The 25,203-nt window shown below is 72.4% G+C and carries 23 protein-coding genes and 1 pseudogene; 6 read left to right on the forward strand and 18 right to left on the reverse strand.

Features of this window, described 5'->3' with window-relative positions; genetic code table 11:
* Positions 1 to 143: 143 nt before the first annotated feature.
* Positions 144 to 980 carry an alpha/beta fold hydrolase gene (locus tag B5557_RS09360; RefSeq protein ID WP_079658681.1) on the reverse strand — a complete coding sequence of 279 codons (837 nt, stop codon included), beginning with the start codon at positions 978 to 980 and terminating at the stop codon, positions 144 to 146.
* A 355-nt stretch (positions 981 to 1,335) separates the two neighbouring features.
* Here B5557_RS09360 and B5557_RS09365 point away from each other — a divergent pair, with 355 nt between their 5' ends.
* Positions 1,336 to 2,061, forward strand: coding sequence for an alpha/beta fold hydrolase (locus tag B5557_RS09365; RefSeq protein WP_079658682.1), 726 nt, complete (start codon positions 1,336 to 1,338; stop codon positions 2,059 to 2,061).
* 67 nt (positions 2,062 to 2,128) lie between these two features.
* Positions 2,129 to 2,971, forward strand: coding sequence for an alpha/beta fold hydrolase (locus tag B5557_RS09370; protein ID WP_079658683.1), 843 nt, complete (start codon positions 2,129 to 2,131; stop codon positions 2,969 to 2,971).
* 111 nt (positions 2,972 to 3,082) lie between these two features.
* Here the strand turns inward: B5557_RS09370 and B5557_RS44190 are convergent.
* Both B5557_RS44190 and B5557_RS09380 read right to left on the reverse strand, forming a co-directional pair.
* Positions 3,083 to 3,447, reverse strand: a pseudogene (locus B5557_RS44190) (ubiquinol-cytochrome c reductase cytochrome b subunit); the annotation flags it as partial.
* A 278-nt stretch (positions 3,448 to 3,725) separates the two neighbouring features.
* Positions 3,726 to 4,463 (reverse strand): flavodoxin family protein, encoded by a 738-nt coding sequence (locus B5557_RS09380; RefSeq protein WP_079658684.1) that lies wholly within the window; start codon positions 4,461 to 4,463, stop codon positions 3,726 to 3,728.
* Positions 4,464 to 4,752: 289 nt separating this feature from the next.
* Between B5557_RS09380 and B5557_RS09385 the strand changes: the two genes are divergently transcribed.
* Positions 4,753 to 5,058, forward strand: coding sequence for a DUF1996 domain-containing protein (locus B5557_RS09385; protein WP_331716832.1), 306 nt, complete (start codon positions 4,753 to 4,755; stop codon positions 5,056 to 5,058).
* Positions 5,059 to 5,118: 60 nt separating this feature from the next.
* Here B5557_RS09385 and B5557_RS09390 read toward each other — a convergent pair whose 3' ends face one another.
* The 5 genes from B5557_RS09390 to B5557_RS09410 form a co-directional block, all read right to left on the reverse strand.
* On the reverse strand, positions 5,119 to 7,416 hold the full coding sequence (locus tag B5557_RS09390; protein ID WP_079658686.1) for an SWIM zinc finger family protein: 2,298 nt from the start codon (positions 7,414 to 7,416) through the stop codon (positions 5,119 to 5,121).
* Positions 7,416 to 10,259, reverse strand: a complete 2,844-nt coding sequence (locus B5557_RS09395) for a DEAD/DEAH box helicase (RefSeq protein WP_079664678.1) — start codon at positions 10,257 to 10,259, stop codon at positions 7,416 to 7,418. Before B5557_RS09395 ends, B5557_RS09390 begins: the two co-directional genes overlap by 1 nt.
* A 151-nt stretch (positions 10,260 to 10,410) precedes the next feature.
* Complete coding sequence (locus B5557_RS09400; protein WP_079658687.1) at positions 10,411 to 11,004, reverse strand: sugar kinase; 594 nt, start codon at positions 11,002 to 11,004, stop codon at positions 10,411 to 10,413.
* Between the two features lie 78 nt (positions 11,005 to 11,082).
* Positions 11,083 to 12,231: an ROK family glucokinase gene (locus B5557_RS09405; RefSeq protein WP_079658688.1), complete on the reverse strand. Its 1,149-nt coding sequence runs from the start codon at positions 12,229 to 12,231 to the stop codon at positions 11,083 to 11,085.
* Positions 12,232 to 12,464: 233 nt separating this feature from the next.
* Positions 12,465 to 13,202 carry a GntR family transcriptional regulator gene (locus tag B5557_RS09410; RefSeq protein WP_173877820.1) on the reverse strand — a complete coding sequence of 246 codons (738 nt, stop codon included), beginning with the start codon at positions 13,200 to 13,202 and terminating at the stop codon, positions 12,465 to 12,467.
* A 129-nt stretch (positions 13,203 to 13,331) separates the two neighbouring features.
* Here B5557_RS09410 and B5557_RS09415 point away from each other — a divergent pair, with 129 nt between their 5' ends.
* Positions 13,332 to 14,354: a Gfo/Idh/MocA family protein gene (locus tag B5557_RS09415; RefSeq protein WP_079658690.1), complete on the forward strand. Its 1,023-nt coding sequence runs from the start codon at positions 13,332 to 13,334 to the stop codon at positions 14,352 to 14,354.
* Here the strand turns inward: B5557_RS09415 and B5557_RS09420 are convergent.
* Genes B5557_RS09420 through B5557_RS09435 form a run of 4 tightly spaced genes read right to left on the reverse strand, consistent with a single transcriptional unit; the run spans position 14,347 to position 18,144 of the window.
* A complete protein-coding gene (locus B5557_RS09420) occupies positions 14,347 to 14,847 on the reverse strand; it encodes a hypothetical protein (RefSeq protein ID WP_079658691.1) in 501 nt (166 codons plus the stop codon). The two genes, B5557_RS09415 and B5557_RS09420, sit on opposite strands and share 8 nt — an antisense overlap.
* Positions 14,848 to 14,881: 34 nt before the next feature.
* A complete protein-coding gene (locus tag B5557_RS09425; protein ID WP_173877654.1) occupies positions 14,882 to 16,060 on the reverse strand; it encodes a cytochrome P450 family protein in 1,179 nt (392 codons plus the stop codon).
* A gap of 43 nt (positions 16,061 to 16,103) precedes the next feature.
* Positions 16,104 to 16,814: a response regulator gene (locus tag B5557_RS09430; protein ID WP_079658692.1), complete on the reverse strand. Its 711-nt coding sequence runs from the start codon at positions 16,812 to 16,814 to the stop codon at positions 16,104 to 16,106.
* 49 nt (positions 16,815 to 16,863) lie between these two features.
* Complete coding sequence (locus tag B5557_RS09435; protein WP_079658693.1) at positions 16,864 to 18,144, reverse strand: sensor histidine kinase; 1,281 nt, start codon at positions 18,142 to 18,144, stop codon at positions 16,864 to 16,866.
* Between the two features lie 201 nt (positions 18,145 to 18,345).
* Here B5557_RS09435 and B5557_RS09440 point away from each other — a divergent pair, with 201 nt between their 5' ends.
* Positions 18,346 to 18,546: a hypothetical protein gene (locus B5557_RS09440; RefSeq protein ID WP_079658694.1), complete on the forward strand. Its 201-nt coding sequence runs from the start codon at positions 18,346 to 18,348 to the stop codon at positions 18,544 to 18,546.
* A 68-nt stretch (positions 18,547 to 18,614) separates the two neighbouring features.
* Here B5557_RS09440 and B5557_RS09445 read toward each other — a convergent pair whose 3' ends face one another.
* The 3 genes from B5557_RS09445 to B5557_RS09455 all read right to left on the reverse strand — a co-directional run bounded on the left by B5557_RS09445 (position 18,615) and on the right by B5557_RS09455 (position 20,620).
* Positions 18,615 to 19,001: a ribonuclease domain-containing protein gene (locus B5557_RS09445; protein WP_079658695.1), complete on the reverse strand. Its 387-nt coding sequence runs from the start codon at positions 18,999 to 19,001 to the stop codon at positions 18,615 to 18,617.
* Between the two features lie 96 nt (positions 19,002 to 19,097).
* Positions 19,098 to 19,727, reverse strand: coding sequence for a dihydrofolate reductase family protein (locus B5557_RS09450; protein WP_079658696.1), 630 nt, complete (start codon positions 19,725 to 19,727; stop codon positions 19,098 to 19,100).
* Positions 19,728 to 19,801: 74 nt separating this feature from the next.
* On the reverse strand, positions 19,802 to 20,620 hold the full coding sequence (locus B5557_RS09455; protein WP_079658697.1) for an AIM24 family protein: 819 nt from the start codon (positions 20,618 to 20,620) through the stop codon (positions 19,802 to 19,804).
* Between the two features lie 131 nt (positions 20,621 to 20,751).
* Here B5557_RS09455 and B5557_RS09460 point away from each other — a divergent pair, with 131 nt between their 5' ends.
* On the forward strand, positions 20,752 to 21,498 hold the full coding sequence (locus tag B5557_RS09460; RefSeq protein WP_079658698.1) for an SDR family oxidoreductase: 747 nt from the start codon (positions 20,752 to 20,754) through the stop codon (positions 21,496 to 21,498).
* Between the two features lie 27 nt (positions 21,499 to 21,525).
* On the opposite strand, the gene B5557_RS09465 is transcribed toward B5557_RS09460, so the two are convergent.
* The 3 genes from B5557_RS09465 to allB form a co-directional block, all read right to left on the reverse strand.
* Entirely contained in the window at positions 21,526 to 22,536 is a 1,011-nt protein-coding gene (locus B5557_RS09465) for a hypothetical protein (RefSeq protein WP_079658699.1), read from the reverse strand.
* A 59-nt stretch (positions 22,537 to 22,595) separates the two neighbouring features.
* A complete protein-coding gene (alc, locus tag B5557_RS09470; RefSeq protein ID WP_079658700.1) occupies positions 22,596 to 23,711 on the reverse strand; it encodes an allantoicase in 1,116 nt (371 codons plus the stop codon).
* Positions 23,712 to 23,797: 86 nt separating this feature from the next.
* Positions 23,798 to 25,135, reverse strand: a complete 1,338-nt coding sequence (gene allB / locus B5557_RS09475) for an allantoinase AllB (protein ID WP_079658701.1) — start codon at positions 25,133 to 25,135, stop codon at positions 23,798 to 23,800.
* Positions 25,136 to 25,203: the final 68 nt, after the last annotated feature.

Here is a 25,203-nt window from a genome sequence, read left to right on the forward strand (position 1 = left end):
CTGGGGACGGTGCGCCGTCTCCGGCCTCGGACGGTGAACCGCTGCCTGTCCGGTCGTGATGTGCAGCGTCGGGCTGGATCGCCCCACCGCCGAAGACATGCGGGAGCCGGGGCGCCTTCGCAGGCGCCCCGGCTCCCGTTCGGTCACTTCCCGAGGAACGCGAGGAGCGCCGCGTTGACCTCCTCGGCGTGGGTCCACAGCAGGCCGTGCGGGGCGCCCTCGATCTCGACGTAGTCCGCGGACGGGAGCGCCTTGTGGAAGGGGCGGGCGGTGCCCTCGACAGGCAGGATGCGGTCGCCCGTGCCGTGCAGGATCAGGGCCGGCACGTCGATGGCCGGGATGTCGGCGCGGAAGTCGGTGTACCAGGTCGACGGCGCGGCGGCGGCTGCGAAGAAGCCGCTGCCCGCGGCGACGTTCCAGCTGTTGCGGACGGCCTCCTCGCTGATCCTGGTGCCGAGGTTCTCGTCGAGGTTGTAGAAGTCCTTGTAGAAGGCCGTGAAGTACGCGTACCGGTCCGCCTTCACGGCCGCGACGACACCGTCGAAGAACTCCTTGGGAGCGACCCCGTCCGGGTTGTCGTCGCTCTTGAGCAGGCAGGGCTCCAGCGAGGCCAGGAAGGCGACCTTGGCGACCCGGGCGGAGCCGTAGGCGGACACGTACCGGGCGACCTCACCGGTACCCATCGAGAAGCCGACCAGGACGGCGTCGGTCAGGTCGAGCGTCTCCATCACGGTGTTCAGGTCTGCCGCGAAGGTGTCGTAGTCGAAGCCGGTCGTCGGCTGGCTCGACTGCCCGAAACCGCGGCGGTCGTAGGTGATCACGCGGTAGCCGGCTTCAAGCAGCACGGCACTCTGCCGCTCCCAGGAGTGGCCGTCGAGCGGGAAGCCGTGGATGAGGACGACTGGCTGCCCGGTTCCGTGATCCTCGTAGTAGAGGTCGATGGCGGTGGAGTTCTCGTGGCCCACGGTGATGTACGGCATGGGTTGCTACCTCGTTTCCGGAAATGAACTGGTGCGCGCGGCCACGGCCCCGCCTTGCAGGGAAGGACGCCGTCGTACCGGAAGACCGGACCGTCGACGGCCGGTCGGCAGGCGTGGGCGGCACGGAACGCCTTTCACGCTAGGGCGGACGCTGAGCCCCGTGTTGCCTCGCAGCGCACTGATCGTTGCCTGACGGCGCAGACCGCGAAAGCGCGGACAGGCAACGGCTCGGGCGCTCACAGGCAATGCGCCGTCGCCGTCCGTCCTTACCGTCTGTTCGTACCTGAGGCTCTCCGCCCGGCCGGGCGTCCGGCCGGGAGCCGGCCGATCACCACCCTGCACAAGGAGTTGTGTCATGTCTCGAACCGGCAGCCCGACCGTCGTCCTGGTCCACGGCGCTTTCGCCGACGCCTCCAGCTTCTCCCGCGTCATCCCCGAGCTGATCGCCCGCGGCCTGGACGTGGTGGCGCCGGCGGTGCCCAACCGCAGCCTGCTCGGTGACGCGGCCTACGTCGCGTCGGTTGTCCGTCAGATACCCGGCCCGGTCGTCCTGGTAGGACACTCCTACGGCGGTGCCGTCATCACCGTCGCCGGTGCGGAGGACAACGTCACAGCGCTGGTCTACCTGGCCGGCTACGCCCTGGAGAAGGGCGAGAGCCTCGGCGAACTGCAGGGCCGCTTCCCCGACTCCGACCTCGCCGCCGCACTCGTCTACACGCCGTTCCCGATCGAAGGCTCGGCCACTCCCGGTACCGACGTGTCGGTCCGGATCGACAAGTTCCCGGCCATCTTCGCCGCCGACGTCGAGCCCCGCCTGGCCTCCGTTCTCGCCGTCTCCCAACGTCCGCTGGCCGCACAGGCGTTCGCCGCGCAGGCCCCCGTCGCGGCCTGGAAGACCAAGCCCTCCTGGGGGCTGGTCGCCTCGGCCGACCACACGATCAACCCCGACGTGGAGCGCTACGGCTACCAGCGGGCCGGAATGACCACCGTCGAGGTCGACTCCTCGCACCTGGTGATGCTCGCCCATCCCCAGCGTGTCGCCGAACTGATCGACGAGGCGGTCCAGGCCACGGCCCGGTGACCGCCCGGGTCCTGAACGCCGGACCGTCCGAAGCCGAAACCGTGGAGACCACCGTAGGAAGCGAACGATGAACTCACCGATCACACGCCGCACCGTCACCCTCTCGCTCCTGGCCGGAGCCGCCGCCCTGGGGACTTCCGGAGCCGCGCTCGCCGCTCCGTCACCGACGCAGGACGAGCAGAGCCATCGACACGGGCACGAGCGGCCCACCATCGTCCTGATCCACGGCGCGTTCGCCGACGCCTCCAGTTGGAAAGCCGTCGTCGAGCGGCTTCAGCGGCAAGGCCAGCATGTCGTGGCTCCGGCCCTGCCGCTGCGCGGGCTGACCAGCGACGCCGCCTACATCCGCAGCGTCCTGGACAGCGTGCCGGGCCCGATCGTGCTCGTGGGCCACTCCTACGGCGGAGCGGTCATCAGTGTCGCCGCAGCAGACGCGCCTCGGGTCAAAGCCCTGGTCTACATAGCCGCCTTCGTTCCGGACATCGGCGAAAGCGCGCTGGAACTCACCGGCAAGTACCCCGGCAGCACTCTGGCGCAGGCCGTCTCCACCCAGTACTACCCGTTGCCCGGCGGCGGCCAGGGCGAGGAGCTGGTCATCAAGAAGGAACTGTTCCGGAAGCAGTTCGCGGCCGGCGTGTCCACCACCACCGCTCAGGTGATGGCCGTGGGGCAGCGGCCCATCACCCTGGCCGCGCTCCAGGAGAAGGCCACCGCTGCGGCATGGAAGCAGATCCCCAGCTGGTACCTCGTGGCCACCGAGGACCGCAACATCCCTCCGGCTGCCGAGCAGTGGATGGCCGAACGCGCCCACGCCCACACCGTCAGAGTCCACGCGCCCCACGCGGTAGCGGTGAGTGACCCGGGCCCCGTCACCGAGCTGATCCTGCGCGCCACCCGCTCGGCCCGCTGACCGAGCGGCTCTCTGCGAGACCACGAAGCCGTGCCGTACGGCAAGGGGGCCCGCCCGCATCTCGGACAGGCCCCTTCCACTGTCGTACGTCACCACCGGTGTTCGCGGTGATCAGTGGTGACCGTGGCCGCTCGTGATCTCCTGGATTCCTCGGCGGTCGGCTTGGCGATCTGTCCGGCCGCGCCGAAGTACGCCCTGCTGAGCCGGGCGCGCAGCTTCTCGGCGCCCGTGGGCTTGCGCTCGACGCCGCCGTCGTCGAGCGTCGGCCCGATCTCGGCCGACCGGTACTGCTCGTGCGCGGTGAGGGTGTGCAACTGCTCCTGGCTGAGCGGGGCGTGGACCTCGATGGACTCGCCCTGCGGGAGCCGCTTGATGATGCCGGTCTCGCCGCCGTGCAGCACCTTGTCGCGGTCCCGGCGCTGCAGGCCCAGACATATCCGCTTGGTGACGGCGAAGGCGATGACCGAGCCTGCGAAGATGCCCGAGTCCCTGCGCGAGCAACTGCGCGCGTACTCCCGCCTGATCGACGAACGCCTGCCCCGGAAGCGCTGCACGTGTACGTGACCGGCTGGACCAGGATCCACGGCCTGCTGTGCCTGGAAGTCCTCCGCCAGATGGACTTCGTTCTGACCGACATGGAGCCGCTCTTCGAGGAGAGGGCCTCGGCGAACCGGCCGTCGCCCTCGGCCTGGACCCGAAGTCCTGACCACCACGACGAGGCGGGTGGGCGAGAGCGTCGGGTTCCCGGTTCGGCTCAGCGGTGCTCGGGATTGTCCGCCCCCGGACGGCAGCCGGCGTCCCACTCGGTGCGCTGGTTGCCGTGGGCCGGAACGCCTCCGGCCCGTTTGAGCAGGGCCGCCAGGTGCATCAGGTTCCAGGTCATGAAGCTGGTGTTGCGGTTGGTGAAGTCGTTCTCCGGGCCGCCCGAACCGGGGTCCAGGTAGGAGGGGCCGGGGCCGGCGGCGCCGATCCAGCCGGCGTCCGCCTGCGGCGGGATGGTGTAGCCGAGGTGCTGCAGGCTGTAGAGGACGTTCATGGCGCAGTGTTTGACGCCGTCCTCGTTGCCGGTGATCAGACACCCGCCGACCCGCCCGTAATAGGCGTACTGTCCCTGGGAGTTGAGCAGGCTGGAGCAGCTGTACAGGCGCTCGATGACCTGCTTGGTGACAGAGCTGTTGTCGCCCAGCCAGATGGGCCCGGCCAGTACCAGGATGTCCGCGGCCATCACCTGCTCGAAGAGCGCGGGCCAGACGTCCGTGGCGAAACCGTGTTCGGTCATGTCCGGATAGACGCCCGGCGCGATGTCCAGGTCGACCGCGCGGACGAACTCCGTGGTCACCCCGCGCGCGTCCATGATCGCCCGGCTCTTGTCGATGAGTCCCTGGGTGTGGCTGAGCTGGGGGGACGGCTTGAGCGTGCAGTTGATGAAAAGCGCACGCAGATCGTCGAAGCGGTAGCCGTCCTCGGTGGACGGGGTTGAGGGTGCTGCCATGGCGGACTCCGGGGAGGGCAGGAGAGCGGACAGGGGCGAGGGGTGAAGGACGAGGGGCCCAATGCGAGGGGCCCAGAGCGAGGGGTGATGCCAGCGGCAGCGTCTCGCGGAAGTCGCGCACTGTCCCGTTACGACGCACCGGCACACGGTGGGTTCCCAGAGGTCCAGCCGCTTGTCGTGCGCGCCGCCTGTTGCCTCACGCTGGGCTCGTTCCGGGTGAGGCCGAGGAACGTTCGTGGCACTGCGAGCGGGCCTGCCCGGCTGTAGGACCACAGAAAATGGAGCACGGGTGGTGCGCAAGTTCCGCTTCCAGAGCTGCTGGGACGGCAGGAACATCGACAGCGCAAACCACCGCAGCCACGTCGCCTTCGCCGACCCCGCGACCGGTGCCTGCCCGTCCGGATTCGTGGCCGTCCCGCAACTGACCATGCGACTGGTCTACAAGGTGCCCTCCGGCCCCCACTACGCCGTCGACGGCTTCCAGGGGCGGGGGCACAAGGCGATCACCGACCACGACGACTTCATCGAGGTCATGAACCCCCGGCTCATGAACCAAGCCGTCAAGTGCATCAACTCCGGCAGGCACTGCGGTTGAACAGCCATCGGCAACCGGCTTCCGGCCGTCGGACCTGCCGCATGCCTGGAGGCCCGTTCATCAAAGGTCCTCCGAGCCGCCCAGGCCGGTGAGGGCGCCCACCGGGTCCGGGTCGGGGGTGCTGCGCGGCCACCAGTCGTCGTGGCCCGGTTCCGACTCGTACGCGTACCACAGGCCGTCGCGGCCGAAGCGGAGCTGGACGTGACCGCGGGGGTGGGTGAGGTGGTTGCGGCGGGGGCGGAAGGCGGGGAGGTCGGCGGCCAGGAGGAGAGGGCGGGCCCGGTCGAAGCGGCCGGCCGGCGGATCCCAGGACTCCTCCAGGACGGTGAGCCCGTCCGGCCCGCCCTGCCGCCAGGCCGCCACCGCGCGCGCCAGCTCGGACGGGGTACGGCCGGCGGCGGAGGCGAGCGAGGCGTAGAGGGCACGCGTGGTGGCGGTGAGCCCGGAGCCCGGACGGGACGCGGCGAGGCGTACGGCGTCCTGCCAGAGGGTCAGTTCGCCGATCTCGTCCTGACCGGTCATCAGCAGGGTGTGGGCGCGGGCGGCCGCGTCGGTCGCCAGGTGATCCAGCGCGAAGGAGTCGGGGCCGTTCGGCGCCGACGGGTACGCCGGGGGCTGCTCGGGATGCGGAGGCACGGGCAACGGGGCCGGAAGGGGCGGGAGCCGACGTTCGGCGAGCGCTTCGGCGGCCCGGACGCCCGGCAGGGGCTCCGGTTCCTGTTCCTGTGCGGCACGGGCCGCGCGCGTGGCGTTACGCCGGGACAGCGCGTCGAGTACGTCGCGTTCGCCGCGACCGCGCAGCAGGAGCAGCACGAACGGGTCGGCGTCGAGCAGCCGCGCGGTCTGGTAGCAGAGGGCGGCCGCGTGCTTGCAGGGGTGACCGCGGTCGGGGCAGCTGCAGTGCGGGTCGAGGTCGCCGGGGCCGGGCAGCAGCGGCACCCCGCAGTCGGCGAGGGACTCGGGCAGCTCCTTGTCGAGCAGCGCGGCGATGTGTCCGGGACGCTCGACGGCGGCGTCCAGGAACCGCTCCCAGTCCTCGTCCCCCAGGGTGCGCAGGCGCACCTGGACACGGTAGGGGCGGGGGCGGCTGCCCTGCACATACGCCAGGACGAGCCCAGGGGTGACCGTGATCGCGTCCACGTTTCCCTGCTCGGCGTATCCGCGGCCGCGGGCCAGGCGCCCCGGGTCCAGGGCGCCTTCTTCGAGCGCGGTCACCCAGGCGTTGCCCCACCACGTCTCGGCGAAGGATCCACCGGTGCGCGGCGGAAAGGCGGGGAAGGTGCGACGGTGGTCGCCGTCCCGGGAGGGGGCGGCCATGGAGCGGGGGGCGGTGGGGGTGAGTGGGGTGGTGGGGGTGAGTGGGGCGGTGGGGGTGCGGGAGGTGGTGGGGGTGCGGGGTAGTTCGGCGGTCACCGAGAACGGCGAACTTCCCTCGGTGGGCGGGGTCGGTGTGTTGTGCCGAACGGGTTCGGGCTCGGAATCCGGGTATGACTCGGGATCCGGATCCTGCTCGGCATCCGGGTGCTGCTCGGGACGCGGTCCATGCTCGGGGCGAGGATCGCGACGCGGAACCAGGTCGGGATCGCGACCGGGACCGAGGTCGGGGGCGGGATCGAGATCGGGGACGGGGTCGAGCGGGTCCTCCGGTGGCATTCGGAAGGCGTCCGAAAGCAACTCCCTTACCGCACGCGCACGTTCTTCGGCGACATGGTCACGCGTGCGGCCCGGCCGCCGGGCTTCGGACGCGCGGGCGTCCGCGCGAGGGCGAGGGCGGGGGTGCGGTTGTGGGTGTCGGCTGCCGGGTGCGGTCTCCCGTCCTGTCTGCTCCCCCGCTTCGGCCGCGTCCTGCCGCGCCTGCGCGCGTGCCGCCCGCAGGGCCTCACGGGCGATGTCGGCGGGGCGCGCGCCGGTCGTTCCCTGCCGGGGGTGCGGCTTGTCGGCCGCCGGTCCGGCGTCCGCGGGTGGGGCGGGGGCCGCTGGGAGGATGGCGTCGGCGGCTGCCGGGGCGCCCTCCGCGGGAGCGGTGGCCGACGTGGAAGCAGTCGGTGCGGGGGTGGGGTCCGGCGGCCGTCGCAGGGCCGCGCGGGCCGCGTCGCCCGGCCGGGGAGCAGGGCCTGCGAGCCGCTGCGACGACTCCTGCGCCGACTGTTCCTGCCGCCGTTCCCGGGCCGCCCGCAGCGCGCGGCGGGCCTCGTCGGCCGGCCTGCTGCCCTGCCCTTGGTGCGCCGCCCCGGTGACTGCGTCGCACTCCACCTCGCCTCCGGCCTCCACCGCGGCTCCGGTTTCCACCTCGCCTCCGGTTTCCACCTCGGCCTCGGGCGGGACCGCGTCGTGCCTCTGCTCGTGCGACTCCCCCATCACGCCTCCCTCCGCAGCCTGACCAGGTCGGTCAGCTCGCGGTCCGTCAGTTCCGTGAGGGCCGACTCGCCGGAGCCGAGGATCGCGTCGGCCAGGGCGCGCTTGGCCTGGAGCATCTCGGCGATGCGGTCCTCGACCGTGCCCTCGGTGATGAGGCGGTGGACCTGGACCGGCTGGGTCTGCCCGATGCGGTAGGCGCGGTCGGTGGCCTGTTCCTCCACCGCCGGGTTCCACCAGCGGTCGAAGTGGACGACATGACCCGCGCGCGTGAGGTTGAGGCCGGTGCCGGCGGCCTTCAGGGAGAGGACCAGGACCGGGGTCGCACCGCTCTGGAAGCGGTCCACCATCCGCTCCCGCTCAGGTACCGGGGTGCCGCCGTGCAGCAGGTCGACCGGGACCGCGCGGGCGGTGAGGTGGGCGGCGATCAGGCGGGCCATGCCGACGTACTGCGTGAAGACGAGGGCCGAGCCGTCCTCGGCGAGCAAGGTGTCGAGCAGCTCGTCCAGGAGAGCGAGCTTGCCGGAGCGGGCGGCCAGCGCGTCGCCGACCGAGGCGCTCTCCTCCTTGAGGTAGAGGGCGGGGTGGTCGCAGATCTGCTTCAGCGCGCCCAGGAGCTTCAGCACCAGGCCGCGCCGGGCGATGCCGTCCGCCGTCTCGATGGCCAGCAGGGACTCCCGCACCACCGCCTCGTACAGTGCGGCCTGTTCCCGGGTGAGCGGGACCGGGTGGTCGGTCTCCGTCTTGGGCGGCAGTTCGGGCACGATCCCGGGGTCGGACTTCTTGCGGCGCAGAAGGAAGGGGCGCACCAGGCGGGCGAGGCGCTCCACCGCGAGCTCGTCCTCGCCGTTCTCCACGGCGCGCGCGTGCCGGGCGCGGAAGGACTTCAGCGGGCCGAGGAGTCCCGGTGTCGTCCAGTCGAGCAGGGCCCACAGCTCGGAGAGGTTGTTCTCGACGGGGGTGCCGGTCAGGGCCACGCGCGCGGGCGTCGGGATCGTGCGCAGGGCCTTCGCCGTCGCCGAGAAGGGGTTCTTCACGTGCTGGGCCTCGTCCGCGACGACCATGCCCCAGGCCTGCCCGGCCAGGGTCGCGGCCGCCGAGCGCATCGTGCCGTAAGTGGTGAGGACGAAGCCGCCGGTCAGGTCCGTCAGACTGCGGTCGGGGCCGTGGAAGCGGCGGACGGGGACGGCGGGCGCGAACCGGGTGATCTCGCGCTGCCAGTTGCCCAGGAGGGAGGCCGGGCAGACCACGAGGGTCGGCTCGGTGCGGGCCCGCTTCAGGTGCAGGGCGATGACGGTGATCGTCTTGCCGAGGCCCATGTCGTCGGCGAGGCAGCCACCGAGGCCGAGGGAGGTCATGAGGTCGAGCCAGGCCAGGCCGCGCAGCTGGTAGTCGCGGAGGGTGGCGTGCAGGCCGTCGGGCGGCTGCGCGGGGTGCACCCCGGCGGTGAGGCGGTCGCGCAGGGCGGCCAGGGCGCCGACGGGGACCGCCTCCACGGTCTCGCCGTCGACCTCGGCGGTGCCGGTGAGGGCGACGGACAGGGCGTCGACCGGGTCCAGCAGGCCCAGTTCCCGTTTGCGGGCCTTGCGGACGAGCGCGGGATCGACCAGCACCCACTGGTCGCGGAGGCGGACCACCGGGCGGTGGGCCTCCGCCAGCGCGTCCATCTCGGTATCGCTGAGCGGGTCGCCGCCGAGCGCGAGCTGCCAGCGGAACTGGAGCAGTTCCTCGCCCTCGAAGAAGCCGGTGCCGTCCGTCGCGGAGCCCGGCGCGGGCCGGACCACGGCGGCCGCGCTGAGGTCCTGCGCCAGGTCCCTCGGCCAGTGCACGGCGACCCCGGTCGCCGCGAGCCGGGTGGCCGCCACGCCGAGCAGGTCGCCCAGTTCGTCCTCGGAGAGGGCCAGGACGTCCGGCGTGTCCTGTTCGGCGAGCCGGGCGAGCGGCGGCCACACGCGGGCCGCGCGCCGCACGGCGAGCGCCGCGTCCACGCGTGCGCGTGCCCCGAAGGCGGCGTCGGCCCCGCCCGCCCACAGGGTCGCCGCGTCCGTCACCAGGGTCGGGTCGGCGAGGCTGTGCACCTGGACGATCGCGGCGCCCGCGCTGCGCACCCGCTCGCCGTCGTCGGACACGTCGAACATGTCGTACGCGGACAGGTCGAGGCGGAGCGAGATCCGCACGCCCGCATCCATGCCGGCCGCGACCTCGGCGGCCCAGTCGTGTGCGCCGGGCAGCCGCTGGGGGCGGCGGTCCGCGAAGGGCTTCCCGCAGGCGTGCGGCGCGGCGGGGGTGCGGGGCAGGGTGTCCGCGACGGCGTCCAGGAAGGAGCGCATCAGGGCCTCCGGCTTCGGCAGCCGGAGCGGGCCGGGGCCGGGGAGCGGCACCGCGTGGCCCTCGGGCGGGAGCGCGGCGGCGACCGCGCGCAGGTGTGCGATGTCCTCGGGGTCCAGGGGGCCCGCGCGCCAGGCGTCGTGTCCGGCGGGCGTCAGGCCGGGCAGCAGGCGGCCGCGGGCGGTGAGCCGCAACGCGTGCAGGGCGGCGGCGCCCCAGCAGGCGGTGGCGGGATGGGCGGCGGGGTCGCGGCGGGCGCGCACGAGCAGCGGAAGCGCCTTGTCGAGCGGCAGGGACAGGGCAGGGGCCTGGGTGCGGCGGATGGAGGAACCGTGCCGCCGGACGACGGTGAGCTCCGTGAGTTCCGCGTGGTCCGCGTCCGCCGCGAGGGGCGGCGGGCCCTGTGACGGGTCCCAGAAGGCGACGCGGCCCTCGCGCGGGAGAGATGCGGGCAGGAAGACGGCGGCGAGCCGCACGGAGACGGCACCGGGCTCCACCGAAGCCGCTTCGCCGACCATGGCGCTCATACCTTGTGTCCACCTCCCGCCCGTGTGTCGGATCAGTCGTCTTCGACTCTACGGGCGGGGTCTGACAATCGGCCCCGGCGGCTGGCAGGCCACCCCATCAGGTCCGGTCCGGTCAGGGCCCATCAGGTCCGGTCCGGTCCGGTCAGGGCACCGTGCGCGAGACGACGTAGACGAAGGGATAGAGCGCGTTGCCGGTGTTCACCACCACGTCCAGCGTCGGATCGGGGTTCTCCCGCTCGCGGACGATGCCGAAGTCGTCGCCGGGACGGGAGCCGGGGCCGGTGAGCTTCCAGCCGGTGATCTCCTGGTCACGGTCGCTGATGGCGATGTCGCCCTTCTTCAGGGCGGCCCTGCTGACGCCGATGTCCGCGAGGAACTGGTCGAGACCGGCCTGCGTGGTCTGGAACTGCACGTAGAGCCGGCTGGTCTTCCAGTTGTTCGTCTCGTAGTAGGCGACCTGGTTGGAGGGGTGCGGGATCGGCACCTGGTACAGGCGGCGCTGGACCATCGACGGCCAGTCCGCGGTCAGGCCGGTCGCCGAGTACTTCGCCTCCTTGTCCTTGCCGCTGTCGCGGCTCTGGTTGGCGGAGATCACCAGGTAACCGGCCGGGACCCCGATGAGCAGCACGATGATCAACAGGGTGAGCGCCCTGCGGCGGATCACATGCCGACGGTCCTCCGGCGGGCTGGACGACTCGTCGGGGGGCGCGGCCTGGCGGGGCAGCGATGCTGTCATGCGGCGTCCCGGGTGGTGCGGGGTGACGCGGCGGTCATGCCGTGTCCTGGGTACGGGGCAGTGCGGTGGTCATGACGGTCATGCCGTGTCCTGGGTGCGGCGGGCCGCCTCCGTGAACCGCTCGAAGCGCTCATAGCGCTCCACCCTGCGGCGCTTGGCGCGCCGGAAGCGGCGGGCGACCAGTCGGGCCAGGTCGGCGGCGCCGACCATGCCGGCCTCGGGGCCGAGCTGGGCGCGGACGATCCGGGCCTCGGGGCGGTAGCCGCGGCCGGTGAGCTGGCGCTTGAACGCGTCCCGCGCGGGGGCGATCAGCAGGTCGTCGGCGGCCGAGACGCCGCCGCCGATCACGAAGCAGGACGGGTCGAGGGCGGCGGCCAGGTTGGCGATGCCGACGCCGAGCCACTGGCCGATGTCCTGGAGCAGCTCGATACACATGGCGTCGCCCTCGCGGGCCAGCTCCGTGATCATCGGGCCGGTGATGTCGCCGATGTTGCCCTTGACGTGCTCGATGATCCCGTAGGCCACCGGGGAGTCGGCAGCGGCGAGCTCGCGTGCCTCCCTGACCAGAGCGTTGCCGGAGCTGTACTGCTCCCAGCAGCCACGGTTGCCGCACGGGCAGCGATGCCCGCCGGGCACGACCTGCATATGGCCGAACTCGCCGGCGACGCCGTACTTGCCGCGTTTGACCTGGCCGTCCTCCAGGATCGCGCCGCCGATGCCGGTGCCGAGCGTGATCATGACGAGGTGGTCCTCGCCGCGGCCCGCGCCGAACCGCCACTCCGCCCAGGCGGCGGTGTTGGCGTCGTTGTCCACCAGGACGGGAACCGCCAGACGGCCGGAGAGGCGGTCCCTGAGCGGCTCGTTGCGCCAGGACAGATGGGGCGCGAACAGGACGCGGTTGCGGTCCGCGTCGACCCACCCGGCCGCGCCGACGCCGACCGCGTGCACGTCGTGGCGGTCGGACAGGTCCAGGACCAGCTCGACGATCGTGTCCTCCACGACCTTCGGGCTCTTGGACTTGTCCGGGGTCTCCGTGCGGACCTTCTCCAGGATGTTGCCGTCGGCGTCGACGACGCCCGCCATCACCTTGGTGCCGCCGATGTCGATGCCGACGGTCGGCACACGGGGTGCGGTGAGGTGCGAGCGGCGCTCCCTCGTGCCCACGGTGCGAAGTGCGGGGGCGCGGCGGGAGCCGATGGGGGCGCTGAAGTTGCCGTAGGTGCTCATCGTCGCCGATTCTGCCTCACCCGCACATCGGGTGCCGAGTGGGGCAGTGCCCGTGCGGCGCAACCGCACACCGACGCCGGCCCGCGCCCGGAGGGGATGTGTTCCCGCTCAGGCCCGGGATCGTCGAGCTCGTCTCCGCCCGTCGTCCGCCTCGTCGGCCGCCCTCGCCCTGTCCGGATATCCGGTCACATTGTCAGGACATTGCGACGCATTCGGGCTTCTCTCGCCTGCTCTCAGGGTCGTACGAGCAGTTGGAACTCGAAGGAGTAGCGGGTCGGCCGGTAGATGTGATCGCCGAACTCCACCGCGCGGCCGGTGTCGTCGAAGGTCGTGCGCTGCATGGTCAGCAGGGGGGAACCCTCGTCCTCGGCGAGCCGCTCGGCCTCGTCGGCGGTGGCGGCGCGGGCGCCGATGGACTGACGGGCGCTGTGCAGGGTGATCCCGGCGGCCCGCATCAGGCGGTACAGGCCGGTGGCCTGGAGCTGGTCGGTGTTCAGATCGAGCAGGCCGGAGGGCAGGTGGTTGCACAGGTAAGCCATCGGCTCCCCGTGCGCCAGCCGCAGCCGCTCCACCCGGTGGACGTCACTGCCCTCGGCCACCGCGAGCGCGGCCGCGACTTCCGCCGACGCCGGGACCACGGTGTTGACCAGGACCGTCGTCGCCGGACGCTGCCCGGCCGCCTCCAGGTCGTCGTAGAGGCTGCTGAGTTCCAGCGGGCGCTTGACCTGGCTGTGCACGACCTGGGTGCCCACGCCCCGGCGGCGGACCAGCAGGCCCTTGTCGACGAGCGACTGGATCGCCTGGCGGACGGTCGGCCGGGACAGGCCGAGCCGTCCGGCGAGCTCGATCTCGTTGCCCAGCAGGCTGCCGGGGGTGAGCGAGCCGTGCTCGATCGCGGCCTCCAACTGCTGGGCCAGCTGGAAGTACAACGGCACCGGAGAGCTTCGGTCCACACGGAGTTCGAGCTGCACGGTCGGGTCCACCTCTGGTTTCGGCACGGGCCGAGCGTAGCTCCGCCGCCGGTTGACGGGAAGTCGTGTAGTTCGGTTGTCCGGACATACGCATTGACAGCGTGCGGCTCGCGCCGCCACTTTGGTTTCATGCGCATCGGGGTCATCGGGACGGGCCGCATAGGCACCATTCATGCGAACACACTCAGCCGTCACCGCGAGGTCGGATCCCTGATCCTGACGGACGCGGACCATGCGCGGGCCCAGGAGCTCGCGCATCGGCTGGGAGAGACGGCCGCCCCTGGGGTGGACGAGATATTCCGCTGGGGCGTGGACGCCGTGGTGATCACGACGGCGACCTCGGCCCACGCCGAACTGATCGGTCGGGCAGCACGCTCGGGCCTTCCGGTCTTCTGCGAGAAGCCGATCGCCCTGGACCTGGCGGGCACGTTACAGGCGATCTCCGAGGTCGAGTCCGCCGGAACGATCCTTCAGATGGGCTTCCAGCGGCGCTTCGACGCGGGGTACACCGGGGCCCGGGAGGCGGTGCGGTCGGGGCGGCTCGGACGGCTGCACACCGTACGGGCGCTGACGTCCGACGAGTCGGCGCCGCCGGCCGCGTGGCTGCCGGTGTCCGGCGGGATCTACCGGGACGCGCTCATCCACGACTTCGACTGCCTGCGCTGGGTCACCGGGCACGAGGTGAGGGACGTGTACGCGGCCGGGTCCGACGCCGGGCCCGCGATGTTCCGCGAGGCGGGGGACGTCGACACGGCCGCCGTGGTGCTCACCCTCGACGACGGCACCCTCGCCACGGCGACGGCGACACGGCTCAACGGCGCGGGCTACGACGTCCGTATGGAGCTGGCCGGGGAGCTCGACCAGATCGTCGTGGGCCTGGACGACCGCACGCCTATCGCGTCCACCGAGCCCACCGGCCCGCCGGCCGCGGACAAGCCGTGGACGGGGTTCCTGGAGCGCTTCGAGCCCGCCTACGGGGCCGAGCTGGCCGCGTTCGTAGAGGTGGTGCTCGGGCGGCGGGCGAACCCGTGCGACGGCCGCGAGGCCCTGCAGGCGCTCAGGATCGCCGAGGCCTGCGAGCTGTCCAGACGGGACCGCAGACCGGTCGCCCTCGCCGAGATCCCGGGCGGGGTCGAGTCTGCGTTCAGCTGAGCAGGCGTATCGCGGGGGCCGCCGCGTCCGTCGCCATGAGGGACTCGCAGTGGGCGCATCTCAGGTGGTACGGCCGCACCACGTTGGTCTGGATGCTGTCCGTGCCCGACTTCTTGGTCTTCGGGCAGTAGTACCCGAGGTTCAGCCGCACCCAGGGATGGCTGGTGGGCGCCAGGCCCCGTCTGCTGTCCCTGGCGTCCTCGAACGGGGCCCACCAGAAGTCCACCAGGGCCCGCAGCGCGAGCCGGTCGGCGCCGGAGGTCGTGTCGTACGCGGCGATCCGGCCCGCGGTGTAGTGGCTCCTCAAGCCGCTGCGGCTGCCCGAGCACAGCGCCCGTTCGGCGCCGCGCTCGTAGACCGTGGTGCGGCCGGTCCGCTCGCAGATGAAGCAGTCCACGCTGAACTCGAGCTTGGAACTCCAGTGCAGATTGTGGAAGTCGTCGCCCTTGAGCGGGCCGGTCAGCTCGGCGGTGATCTCCGCGGTGCGCAGCACGCATACCCCCTGAGAACGTCTGGATCCCGGTGTTCTACCAGCGCACCGGCAGGCTGCGCACCCCGCGTATCAGCAGGCCCGGGAGCCAGTCGCCGGGCGGGCCGTCGAGGGCGAGGGCGGGGGCGCGGTCCAGCAACGTCCCTATCGCGGTGCGGGCTTCGAGGCGGGCCAGCGGGGCGCCCAGGCAGTAGTGGATGCCGTGGCCGAAGGCGAGGTGGCCCCGGGGCTCGCGGCGGATGTCGAAGCGGTCCGGGTCCGGGAAGCGGGCCCCGTCCCGGTCGGCCGCGGTGAGGCCGATCATCACGTGCTCCCCCTGCGCGATGGGGGTCGCGCCGATCTCCAACGGCTGCACCGCGTAGCGGAAGGTGGCGTTCTCCACCGGCCCCTCGTAGCGCAGGGCCTCCTCGACCGCGCCGTCCAGGAGGGTCATGTCGGCGCGCAGGGCGGCGAGTTGGTCCGGGTGGGTGAGCAGGGCGTGGACGGCGTTGGTGATCAGGTTGACGGTCGTCTCGTGGCCCGCGATGAGGAGGATGAACGCCATGCCGCGCAGCTCGCCGGGCGAGAGCCGGTCGCCGTCCTGCGCGGTGGTGCGGATCAGGTCGCTCAGCAGGTCGCCGCCGGGTCCGGCGGACCGCTTGTCCTCGATCAACTCGGTGAGGTACTCGGCGAGCCGGACCAGCGCGTCGTACTCGCTGTCCGCGTCGGTGGGCGCCACCACCTGCGTGGACAGCTTGCGGAACTCCGTGCGGTCCAGTTCGGGAACGCCGAGCAGCTCGCAGATGACCGTGATGGGCAGCGGGAAGGCCAGTGACTCCACGAGGTCGGCGCGGCCGTGCGGCAGCATCGCGTCGAGCAGCTCGTCGGTGATCTGCTGGACCCTCGGCCGCAGTTCCTCCACGCGGCGCATGGTGAAGGCGCGGGCGACCAGGGCGCGCAGGCGCGTGTGCCGCGGCGGGTCGGCGGTCAGCAGATACGGGCCGATGAGCTGATCGTCGAAGCCCCCCAGCCTGCTGCTGTCCTTGGACAGCCTCGGGTCGGCGAGCGCCGCCCGCGCCTCCTCGTACCCCACGACGAGCCAGGTCGTGTAGTCCTCGCCGGCGCCGGGCGGCCGCACCCGGTGCACCGGGCCACGCTCACGCAGTCGCGCGTACACCGTGTGCGGGGCCCTCAGGAACCCGTCGCCGAACTCCCCCAGGTCGATCACCTCGGCCATGCCACTCCCCCTCCGTCACTCCTCCAACGGACGGGAGCGACCCCTAGTGCCCGTCCTCCGCCGCGTCCTGAGCTCCCGCCGCGTCTTCCGCCCGCTCCTCAAGGAGCCCGGCGTCGTACGCCAACAGGGCGATCTGCACCCGGTTGTTGAGGTCGAGTTTGGCGAGGATCCGGGAGACGTGGGCCTTGACGGTGGCGACGCTCATGAACAGTCCGGCGGCGATGTCCGCGTTGGACAGTCCGCGGCCGACGGCGACGGCCACCTCGCGTTCGCGTTCGCCGAGCGCGGCGAGGCGCACGCGCGCGTGGGCGCGTCGGGTGTCGGCCGCCGTGCCCGCCGCGTGGTCCATCAACTGCCGGGTGACCGTGGGCGACAGGACCGGGTCGCCGGCCGCGACCCGGCGCACCGCGTCGAGGATCTCGGCGGGCGGGGTGTCCTTGAGGACGAACCCGGCGGCTCCCGCGCGCAGTGCCCGCAGCACCTGCTCGTCGGCGTGGAAGGTGGTGAGCACCACGACCTGCGGGGCGTCCGCCCGCCTGCGCAGCCGCTCCGTAGCGGTGAGCCCGTCCATGGCCGGCATCCGGATGTCCATCAGGACGACGTCGGGCCGGGTGCGGTCCACGAGTCCCTCGACCTCGCCGCCGTCGGCGGCCTCACCGACGATCTCGATGTCGTCGGCGCCGCCCATCATGAAGGCCAGACCGGCCCGCACCAGGGGATCGTCGTCGACGAGAAGGAGTCTGATCGCAGTCATGACCCTTACGTAATCACGGTTACGGGCCTGCCGGTCGGCGAGTTCACCGCTAGGCCGGGTCCGGCCACGGCAGCCACGCTCGTACCTCGAAGCCGCCGTCTCCCCAGGCCCCGTGTTCCAGGCGGCCTCCGGCCAGCGTCGCCCGTTCGGTGAGGCCGATGAGGCCCTGGCCGGAGCCGGGGACGGGCGGTACGGCACCCTCGGGGGCCGGGTTGCGCACGGTGACGGCCAGGCCCTCGCCGGGGCCGCCGGTGACGGTGACCGCGCTCTCCGCGCCGGGGGCGTGTTTGCGGGCGTTGGTGAGGCACTCCTGGGCGATGCGGTAGGCGGTGCGGCCGACGGAGGAGGGGACGGCCGCGGCGTCGCTGACGCGCTGGTCGAGGGTGACCTTCATGCCGGCCTCGCGGGACTCGGCGACCAGCGTGTCCAGGGCGGCCAGCGTCGGTTGAGGGCGGCCGGCGTCGTCGGGTTCGCCGGCCCGCAGCACACCGATGATCTCCCGCAGATCCTGGAGGGCGTCGTGGGCGCTCTCGCGGATGACACCGGCCGCCCGCGCGATCTCCTCGCGGGGCGCGTCGGGACGGAACTCCAGCGCGCCGGCGTGCACGCTGAGCAGGGTGAGCCGGTGGGCCAGCACATCGTGCATCTCCCGCGCGATGGCCTCGCGGGCCAGCCGCTGCGCCTGCTCGGCGCGCAGCCGGGCCTCCGTCTCGGCGCGTCGGGCACGCTCGCGCAGGCTCAGCATCAGCTGCCGCTTGGAACGTACGAACATGCCCCAGCTGACGGCCGTGACGATGATCAGCACAGTCCACGCCACCGCGGGCCCGTAGGCAAGGGTGGGGTCCGGGCGCGCCCAGGCGAGCACCGGGATCAGGGCGAGCTCGGCGCCGCCCACCCAGGCCACGTACCGCAGCGGCCGGTGCACGGCGAGCGAGAAGAGGGCGACGACGCAGGCACCGGACGAGGTGGTGGACAGGAAGCCGAGGGGGACCAGCAGGGTGGCCAGGCCGACGGGCCACCGGCGGCGCAGCCAGACCGCCGCGCAGGCGAGGGCGCCCAGGAGCTGGTCGGTGAGGGCGAAGGCGGGCGAGAGGTCGCGTTCGCCGGGGAAGGAGTCCGCGACCGTCAGGCCGACGGCGACGGCCAGCAGGAAGCAGCAGAAGTCGACGACCCAGTCGCGGGCGGTGCGCCGGTGCGGTCGGCCGGGCCGCGTCGCGTCCGGGTCGAGCGCCGAGACCAGGGCGGACGGCAGCAGCCATCGGCGTCCGGTGAACCCGGGCGTCGCCCGTGCCGCGTCGTCCGCGGCATCCGTGTCGTCGTATGCCCTCATGGTCGACAAATCTACGCAGCGCAGGTCCGTGCCACCTCCCCGCGGACGGGATCCGCTGCCGAAGGGAGACGACCGTCGACCGAAGTCGTGCCGCCGGCTACTTTCGGCGGCGCCGGACCGCCGGACCGGGGCCTTCCGTCGGACGGGTCTCACCTCACGGCCGATGGCCTGCGTGGGTGCTCTGGGGCGAGGGTCCTGGACATGAAGGAACTGCTGGAAGTGATCGGTTTTCTCGCCCTGGTGCAGGGTGTGCTGGGCCTGGTGCACGAGTTCAGCGACTGGCGGGTGGGCCTCGTGCAGCGGATCGGTTTGCTGGACGGCTACGAGGTCTACGCCAGCGCCGCGCTCATCGTCCTGGCGTTCGCCCTGTTCGCGGCGGCGGAGAGCCGGGGGTCCGACTGAGTGGGGGGAGTCGGACCTCCGGCCGGTCGCACCGTTCCTCGACGGTCAGCCCTTGATCGCCCGACGGCTCAGCAGCCGTAGTTGATCAGGTTGAACGTGGCGTAGTGGTCCGCGGTGTAGTAGTCCTCGTCGGTCTTCTTCCCGGTCACGATGCGGCGCGCTCCGCGCGTCGACGACCCGGGGGTCTTCACCGTGTACTCGTGGTAGTAGCCGGTCGACTGCGAGGGCAGCACGCCCTCCCGGTTCTGGAAGACCGAGCCGTCCTGCGAGTACGGGAACGGCCCGCCCTGCTCGATCAGCTCGAGCGTGTCGTACGCCTGGGACGGCAGCCTGCTGTAGCAGACACTGCCGACCGCGGCGTTGGCCGTGGTGGCGGAGACGGTGCCGCCGACCAGAAGGGCGGACAGGACGGCGGCCGAGGCGCCTATGCGGGTGATGCGTGGGGGGAATCTCATGCCCTCATGATGACGCGCGTAGACAGTGACATGTCAATGACAACTCCGAGGATTTTCCCGGCAAGTCCGATGAGTTTTCGGGAAGTTAACCTGCGGCTAGCCGTTGTCCGGGAGTTCGTACGAGCCGTAGCTCGGACGGCCCTGAAGGTCGTACGTCTGGATGGAGACGCCCGCCGCGGTGATCAGGCCGCCGGTGTGCCGGAACGCGGTGGGCAGGGCCCCCTCGGCGAACAGCCGCAGGCCGGAACCGAGCACGACCGGGAACGTCAGCAGGTGCACGGTGTCCACGAGGTCCAGCGCGAGCAGCGACCGGACCAGGGCGCCGCTGCCGTGGATCTGGAGCTCACCGTCGGTGCGCTCCTTGAGGGCGGTGACCTCCTGGGCGAGGGCGTCGCCGCGGATCACGGTGGTGCCAGTCCAGGCTGGGTCGGTGAGGGTCGTGGAGGCCACGTACTTCGGCAGTGCGTTCAGCTTGCCCGCGACCGGGTCGCCCGGGTCGGTGACCTTCGGCCAGAAACCGGCGAAGATCTCGTAGGTGCGCCGGCCGAGCAGGAACGCGCCGACGTGGTCGAAGACCCCGGAGACGAACCGGCCGAAGTCCTCGTCCCCGTACGGGAAGCTCCAGCCGCCGTGCTCGAAACCGCCGCGGGTGTCCTCGTCACGGCCGCCGGGGGCCTGGTAGACGCCGTCGAGGGTGACGAAGATGGTGGAGACCAGCTTGCCCATGACGCGTGCCTGCTTTCTTCAGTGAGTTCTGCTGTCATCACCTCAGACCCCACCGCGGCCCGCAACTCATCGGTTCAGCCCGCGTTCGTCGAGAACAGTCCGCCCGTAGGCCCCTGCTTGTCGCCGCCCTGGGCCTTCTTCAGGGCGTTGGCGAGGCTCTCGATGGTGAGGGACTGCAGGATGACCCGGCCGTTGCCCTCCAGGGTGGCCAGGGACAGGCCCTCGCCGCCGAACACGGCGTTCATGATCCCCTGGCGGTTGAGCCCGCCGACGCGCTGGACGCCGTACCGGATGCCCTCCTCGAAGGCGACCACGCAGCCCGTGTCCACCTCGATACGGCCGCCGAAGTCGGCCGGGTCGAGGTCGATGAAGTTGCCGGCGCCCGCGATGATCACCGTGCCGCGGCCGGTGAACTTCTCGAGGATGAAGCCCTCGCCGCCCTTCATACCGGTGCGGCCGCCCTGGAAGGCGATGCCGAAGTCGACGGTGGACTCGGCGGCCACGAAGGCGTCCTTCTCCGCGAACCACGCGCGCGTGCCGTCCAGCTCCAGCGCCCGCATCTCGCCGGGGAGCACGCCCGCGAAGCCGACCGTGCCCTCGCCGCCCTGCGCGGTGAAGTACTGGAACGCCAGCGACTCACCCGCGAGGGCACGCTGGCCGACCTGCATGGCCGTGCCCATGGCCTGACGGAGCATGCCGCCCATGCCACCGCCGCCGCTCTGGGGCTGCTGGCCGCCGCCACCGCCGGACGGGCCGCCCAGGCGGGTCTCCATGGTCACGTTCGTGGTCTTGAACAGGAACTTTCCGGCCTCGCAGTACACGGTCTGGCCGGGGTGCAGGCTGACGACCGCCATCTGCATGGCGTTGCCGACGATCTCTTGCTGAAGGGTCACGAGGGGAGAACGCCGGGGGCGGAGGAAAGAGTTCCGGCCTGCGCGCTTTCGGCCACCGGCTCCGTCGGCTCCTCGACCTCGGTGTCCGTTCGCCGCCAGCACGGCGGGGCACCGGCCGCTGGGATGGACCCATGACAACGACCTACGGAACTCTCGACGGCAAGGTGGCACTGGTGACCGGCGGCAGCCGCGGCATCGGGGCGGCGACGGCCCTGCGGCTCGCCCAGGAAGGCGCGGACGTGGCGCTGACGTACGTGAACGGCAAGGAGGCCGCCGCGGACGTCGTAGCGGCGGTTCAGGCGCTGGGGCGGCGGGCGGTGGCACTGCGCGCGGACTCGGCGGACCCGGCGGAGGCGGCCGGGGCGGTGGACCGTGCGGTGGAGGCGCTGGGCGGCCTCGACGTGCTGGTGAACAACGCGGGCGTCGGCGTCCTCGGTCCGCTGGCGGAGCTCGCCCTCCCGGACGTGGACCGGGTGCTGGCCGTGAACGTGCGCGGGGTGTTCCTGGCCTCCCAGGCGGCGGCCGGGCGGATGCCGGCCGGCGGGCGGATCATCACGATCGGCACCTGCATGACCCAGCGGGTGCCCGGCCCCGGCGGAACGCTGTACGCGATGAGCAAGTCGGCCCTGGTGGGACTGACCAAGGCGCTGGCCAGGGAGCTGGGCCCGCGCGGGATCACCGCGAACCTCGTCCACCCCGGCCCGATCGACACCGACATGAACCCGGCGGACGGCCCGTACGCGGCCGGTCAGGCGACGATGACCGCGCTGGGCCGCTTCGGGACGGCGCAGGAGGTGGCGGCGACGGTCGCGCACCTGGCGGGGGCCGCCTACGTCACGGGCGCCGAGTTCGCCGTGGACGGCGGGCACGCGGCGTGAGTGAGGGAGTGCGGGAGTGCCTGACCGTCAGGCCAGGGCCTCGCGGACCCGGTGCAGATAGCTGAAGTCGTGGTCCTCGCGGGCCCGGGCCAGGGGGCGGATCTCGCGGGTGGCCACGTTCAGCGCGATGCCGCCGACCGCCCCCAGGACCCAGCCGAGGCCCGGCCGGACCACCTCGCCGGCGGCGGCCGTGAGGCCCACGGTCACCATCACGGACCGTTCCACCCAGGCCATCCGGCTGCTCCTGGCGGCCGCGCGGTAGTCCGCGACGGACTCGTCGATCTCGCGCCGCAGCTGGGCCAGGACGTCAGCCGGGTGTGCGTAGTCGCGGCGGAGGTCGCCGAGCATCCGGTGCAGGGCCCGCATCAGCCGCTCCCGCTCGTCGCCGTAGCGGTCGCGGAAGGCGAGGACGTCGGCGGTGGGGGTGCCGGGCGCGGGGACCGGCAGGAGGCCGCCGAGGTCCGCCTGGTAGGCGGGCAGCCGGTGCTCGTCGGGGGCGGTCAGGCACGCGGCCGCGGCCTCCGCGCGGTCGGTGTACGGGACGTACGCGAGGTGTCCGGCGGCGGCCAGTTCGCGTGCCATGACGCCGACGATGAGCTGCTGGACCCGCTGCGGCACGGCCAGGCTCCAGTACGCGCGCTCGCAGCGCTCGGCCAGACCGAGGCGCAGCAGTTCGTCCTCCAGCCAGCGGCTCAGCTTCGAGCCGTAGATGAAGGTGTCGGGCGGTACGGGGAGCCGCGGCCGGTCCGGGCTCTCGGCCAGGCGGTGCAGTTCCCGCCGCAGCACCTGGGAGCTGAGGGAGCCGAGGGAGACCAGGCCGTGGTCCGGGTCGTCCAGCCGCTCCATCGCGTCCCGGCCGAAGACCAGCGGCGTGTACAGGGCGCGGTCCCGCAGCTCCGTCAGCTCGGCGGAGACGGCGACCTCGTACACCTCGGGTGCGCGGGGCACGACCGTGGCGATGCCGTCCCAGTACAGCAGCGCCTGGTGCAGCACCTCCGTCGGTGGCTTCACCAACGGGTAGTAGAGCAGGACCGCCATCGTGCCTCCCCGTGAACACCCCGTTCCCCGACGGGGAGTTCACCGTAGCGGAGGCCGGCTCAGCCGCCCAGTTCCTGGTGGCGGGCCGTCAGCGCCGCCGCGCCCGCCTCCGTGAGCGAGCCGAACAGGCGCAGGCGGGAGATGCCGCCGTCGGGATAGATGTCCACGCGCGCGTGCGTGCCGACGGCCGGCGCAGGCAGGACGAAGCGGTGGTTGGTGTCGGGCTGGAGGCGGGTGCGCGGGAGGATCTCCGTCCACGCCCCGTCCTCGCCGTCCTTGACCGACACCGTCGCCCAGCCCGCGCTGTTGCCCTTCAGGTACGCGGTGTCGATCTCCAGGGCGCGGATCTGCGCCTGGGCGGCCAGGCGGTAGCGGATCCAGTCGTTGCCCCGGTCGCGTCGGCGGCGGGTCTCCCAGCCATCGTCCATCTTGCGGGAGCGGCCCGGCTGGATGGTGTTGGAGGCCGGGGAGTAGAAGAGGTTCGAGGCGTCCTCGGCCCGGCCTCCGTTCTCCAGGGCGACGACGTCGAAGGCGCCGAGCACCGCCAGCCACGCGGGGTCCGGGATCACCTCGCCGTACACGCGCAGGCGGGCGATGCCGCCGTCGGGGTGCTGGTTGACCCGCAGATGTGTGAAGCGCTGCTCCACCGACACGGCGAAACCGTTCGCCGCGTGGCCGCCGACCGGGGTGCGCGGGACCAACGTCGTCCACTTCACGTCGTCGCCGAGGAGTTCCCGGGGGGACGGAGAGCCCGGCACCGAGGCGCCCTCGATCGACACCGCCTGCGGGTAGTTGCCGCGGAAGTGGGCCGTGTCGACGACGATGCCGCGGATCACGCCGGGCGCGCCGAGGCGGACCAGCGCCCAGTCGTGGTCCTCGGCGGTCGGCCAGGGGTGCTCGGCCGAGGCGCCGCGGCGGCGGCGGGTCTCCCAGCCGTCCATGATCTTGCCCTTGTGTCCGAAGCGCTCCGGGTCGAACTCGGCGGGCTCGGGGATCAGCAGGTTCTCGCGCTGGGCGAAGAACTCGTCGTTGGCGGCGATCACCGAGGCGCCGAGCCGGCGGTCGGCGAGGTCGGCGTGGTGGGTGAAGGGGAAGTCGGCGGTGCGGTAGTCCGCGTACGGGTCGCCGCCGCCGTAGGGGTTCGCGTCGCCGGTGAAGCTCTCTATCGCTGTCACGGTGCTCAGGTCTGCCTTTCGGGAGTCGGCCGGTGCGGATGCGGGTGCGGGTGGCGTCGGGGGTGCGGGGCGGGCCCGCCTTCGGCTCAGGGGGTGCGGGTGAGCAGCCGGCCCTTCGGTTCGGTGAACTCGCCGTCTGCGACGATGCGTTCGCCGCGCAGCCAGGTCGACTTGACGACGCCGTACAGGGTCCGGCCGGCGTACGCCGTGACGCGGTTGCGGTGCTGGAGGTCGGCCGGGTCGACGGTGAAGGTCTCGTCGGGGGCGAGGACGGCGAAGTCGGCGTCGCGGCCCACCTCGATGGCGCCCTTGCGGGTCAGGCCCACGAGGGCGGCGGTGCGCGCGGACATCCACCGGACGACGTCCTCCAGGCCGTGGCCGCGCCTGCGGGCCTCGGTCCAGACCGCCGCCAGGCTGAGCTGCAGGCCCGAGATGCCGCCCCACGCGGTCGCGAAGTCGTCGGTCTTCAGGTCGGCCGTGGACGGGGAGTGGTCGGTGACGACGCAGTCGATGACGCCGTCCGCGAGGGCCTGCCACAGCAGGTCCCGGTTGGCGGACTCGCGGATCGGTGGGCAGCACTTGAACTCGCTGGCGCCGTCGGGGACTTCCTCGGCGGTGAGGGTCAGGTAGTGCGGGCAGGTCTCGACCGTGATGCGGACGCCGTCGGCCTTCGCGGCGGCGATCAGCGGCAGCGCGTCGGAGGAGGACAGGTGCAGGACGTGCACGCGCGCGTGGAGGCGCCTGGCCTGCGCGACGAGGTGCGCGATGGCCGTGTCCTCGGCGTCGCGCGGGCGGCTGGCGAGGAAGTCCGCGTACTTGGGGCCGCCCTGCTGCGGGGCGGCGTCCAGGTGGTGCGGGTCCTCGGCGTGCACGATCAGCAGGCCGTCGAAGGCGGCGATCTCGGCGAGCGACCGGGCGAGCGCGTCCTGGTCGAGGTGGGGGAACTCGTCCACGCCCGACGGGGAGAGGAAGGCCTTGAAGCCGAAGACGCCACGGTCGTGCAGCGGGCGCAGGTCCTTGAGGTTGTCGGGCAGGGCGCCGCCCCAGAATCCGACGTCGATGTGCGCCTTGTCGGCCGCGACCTCCTGCTTGACGCGGAGGTGGTCCACAGTGGTGGTCGGCGGGAGGGAGTTGAGGGGCATGTCGACGAGGGTGGTGATGCCGCCGGCCGCCGCCGCGCGCGTGGCGGTCCAGAAGCCCTCCCAGTGGGTGCGGCCGGGGTCGTTGACGTGCACGTGTGTGTCGACCAGGCCGGGCAGCAGGACGTCGTCCCCGAAGTCCTCCAGTCGGGCGCCCTCGGGGACGGGGGCGTCGTACGGCAGGACGGCGGTGATCTCGCCGGCCGCGACGGCGACCGCGGCGGGCCGTGTCCCCTGGGGAGTGATGACGCGTGTCGAGCGCAGCACCAGTTCAGCGTCGGGCACCCGGACCCCTCTCTGTTCGCGTTCTCCGCCGTTGTCTTCCGCTCTCGGAACCGGGTCTCTTCCAGGTC

This window comes from Streptomyces sp. 3214.6 (genome assembly GCF_900129855.1).
GTDB classification, from domain to species: domain Bacteria; phylum Actinomycetota; class Actinomycetes; order Streptomycetales; family Streptomycetaceae; genus Streptomyces; species Streptomyces soliscabiei.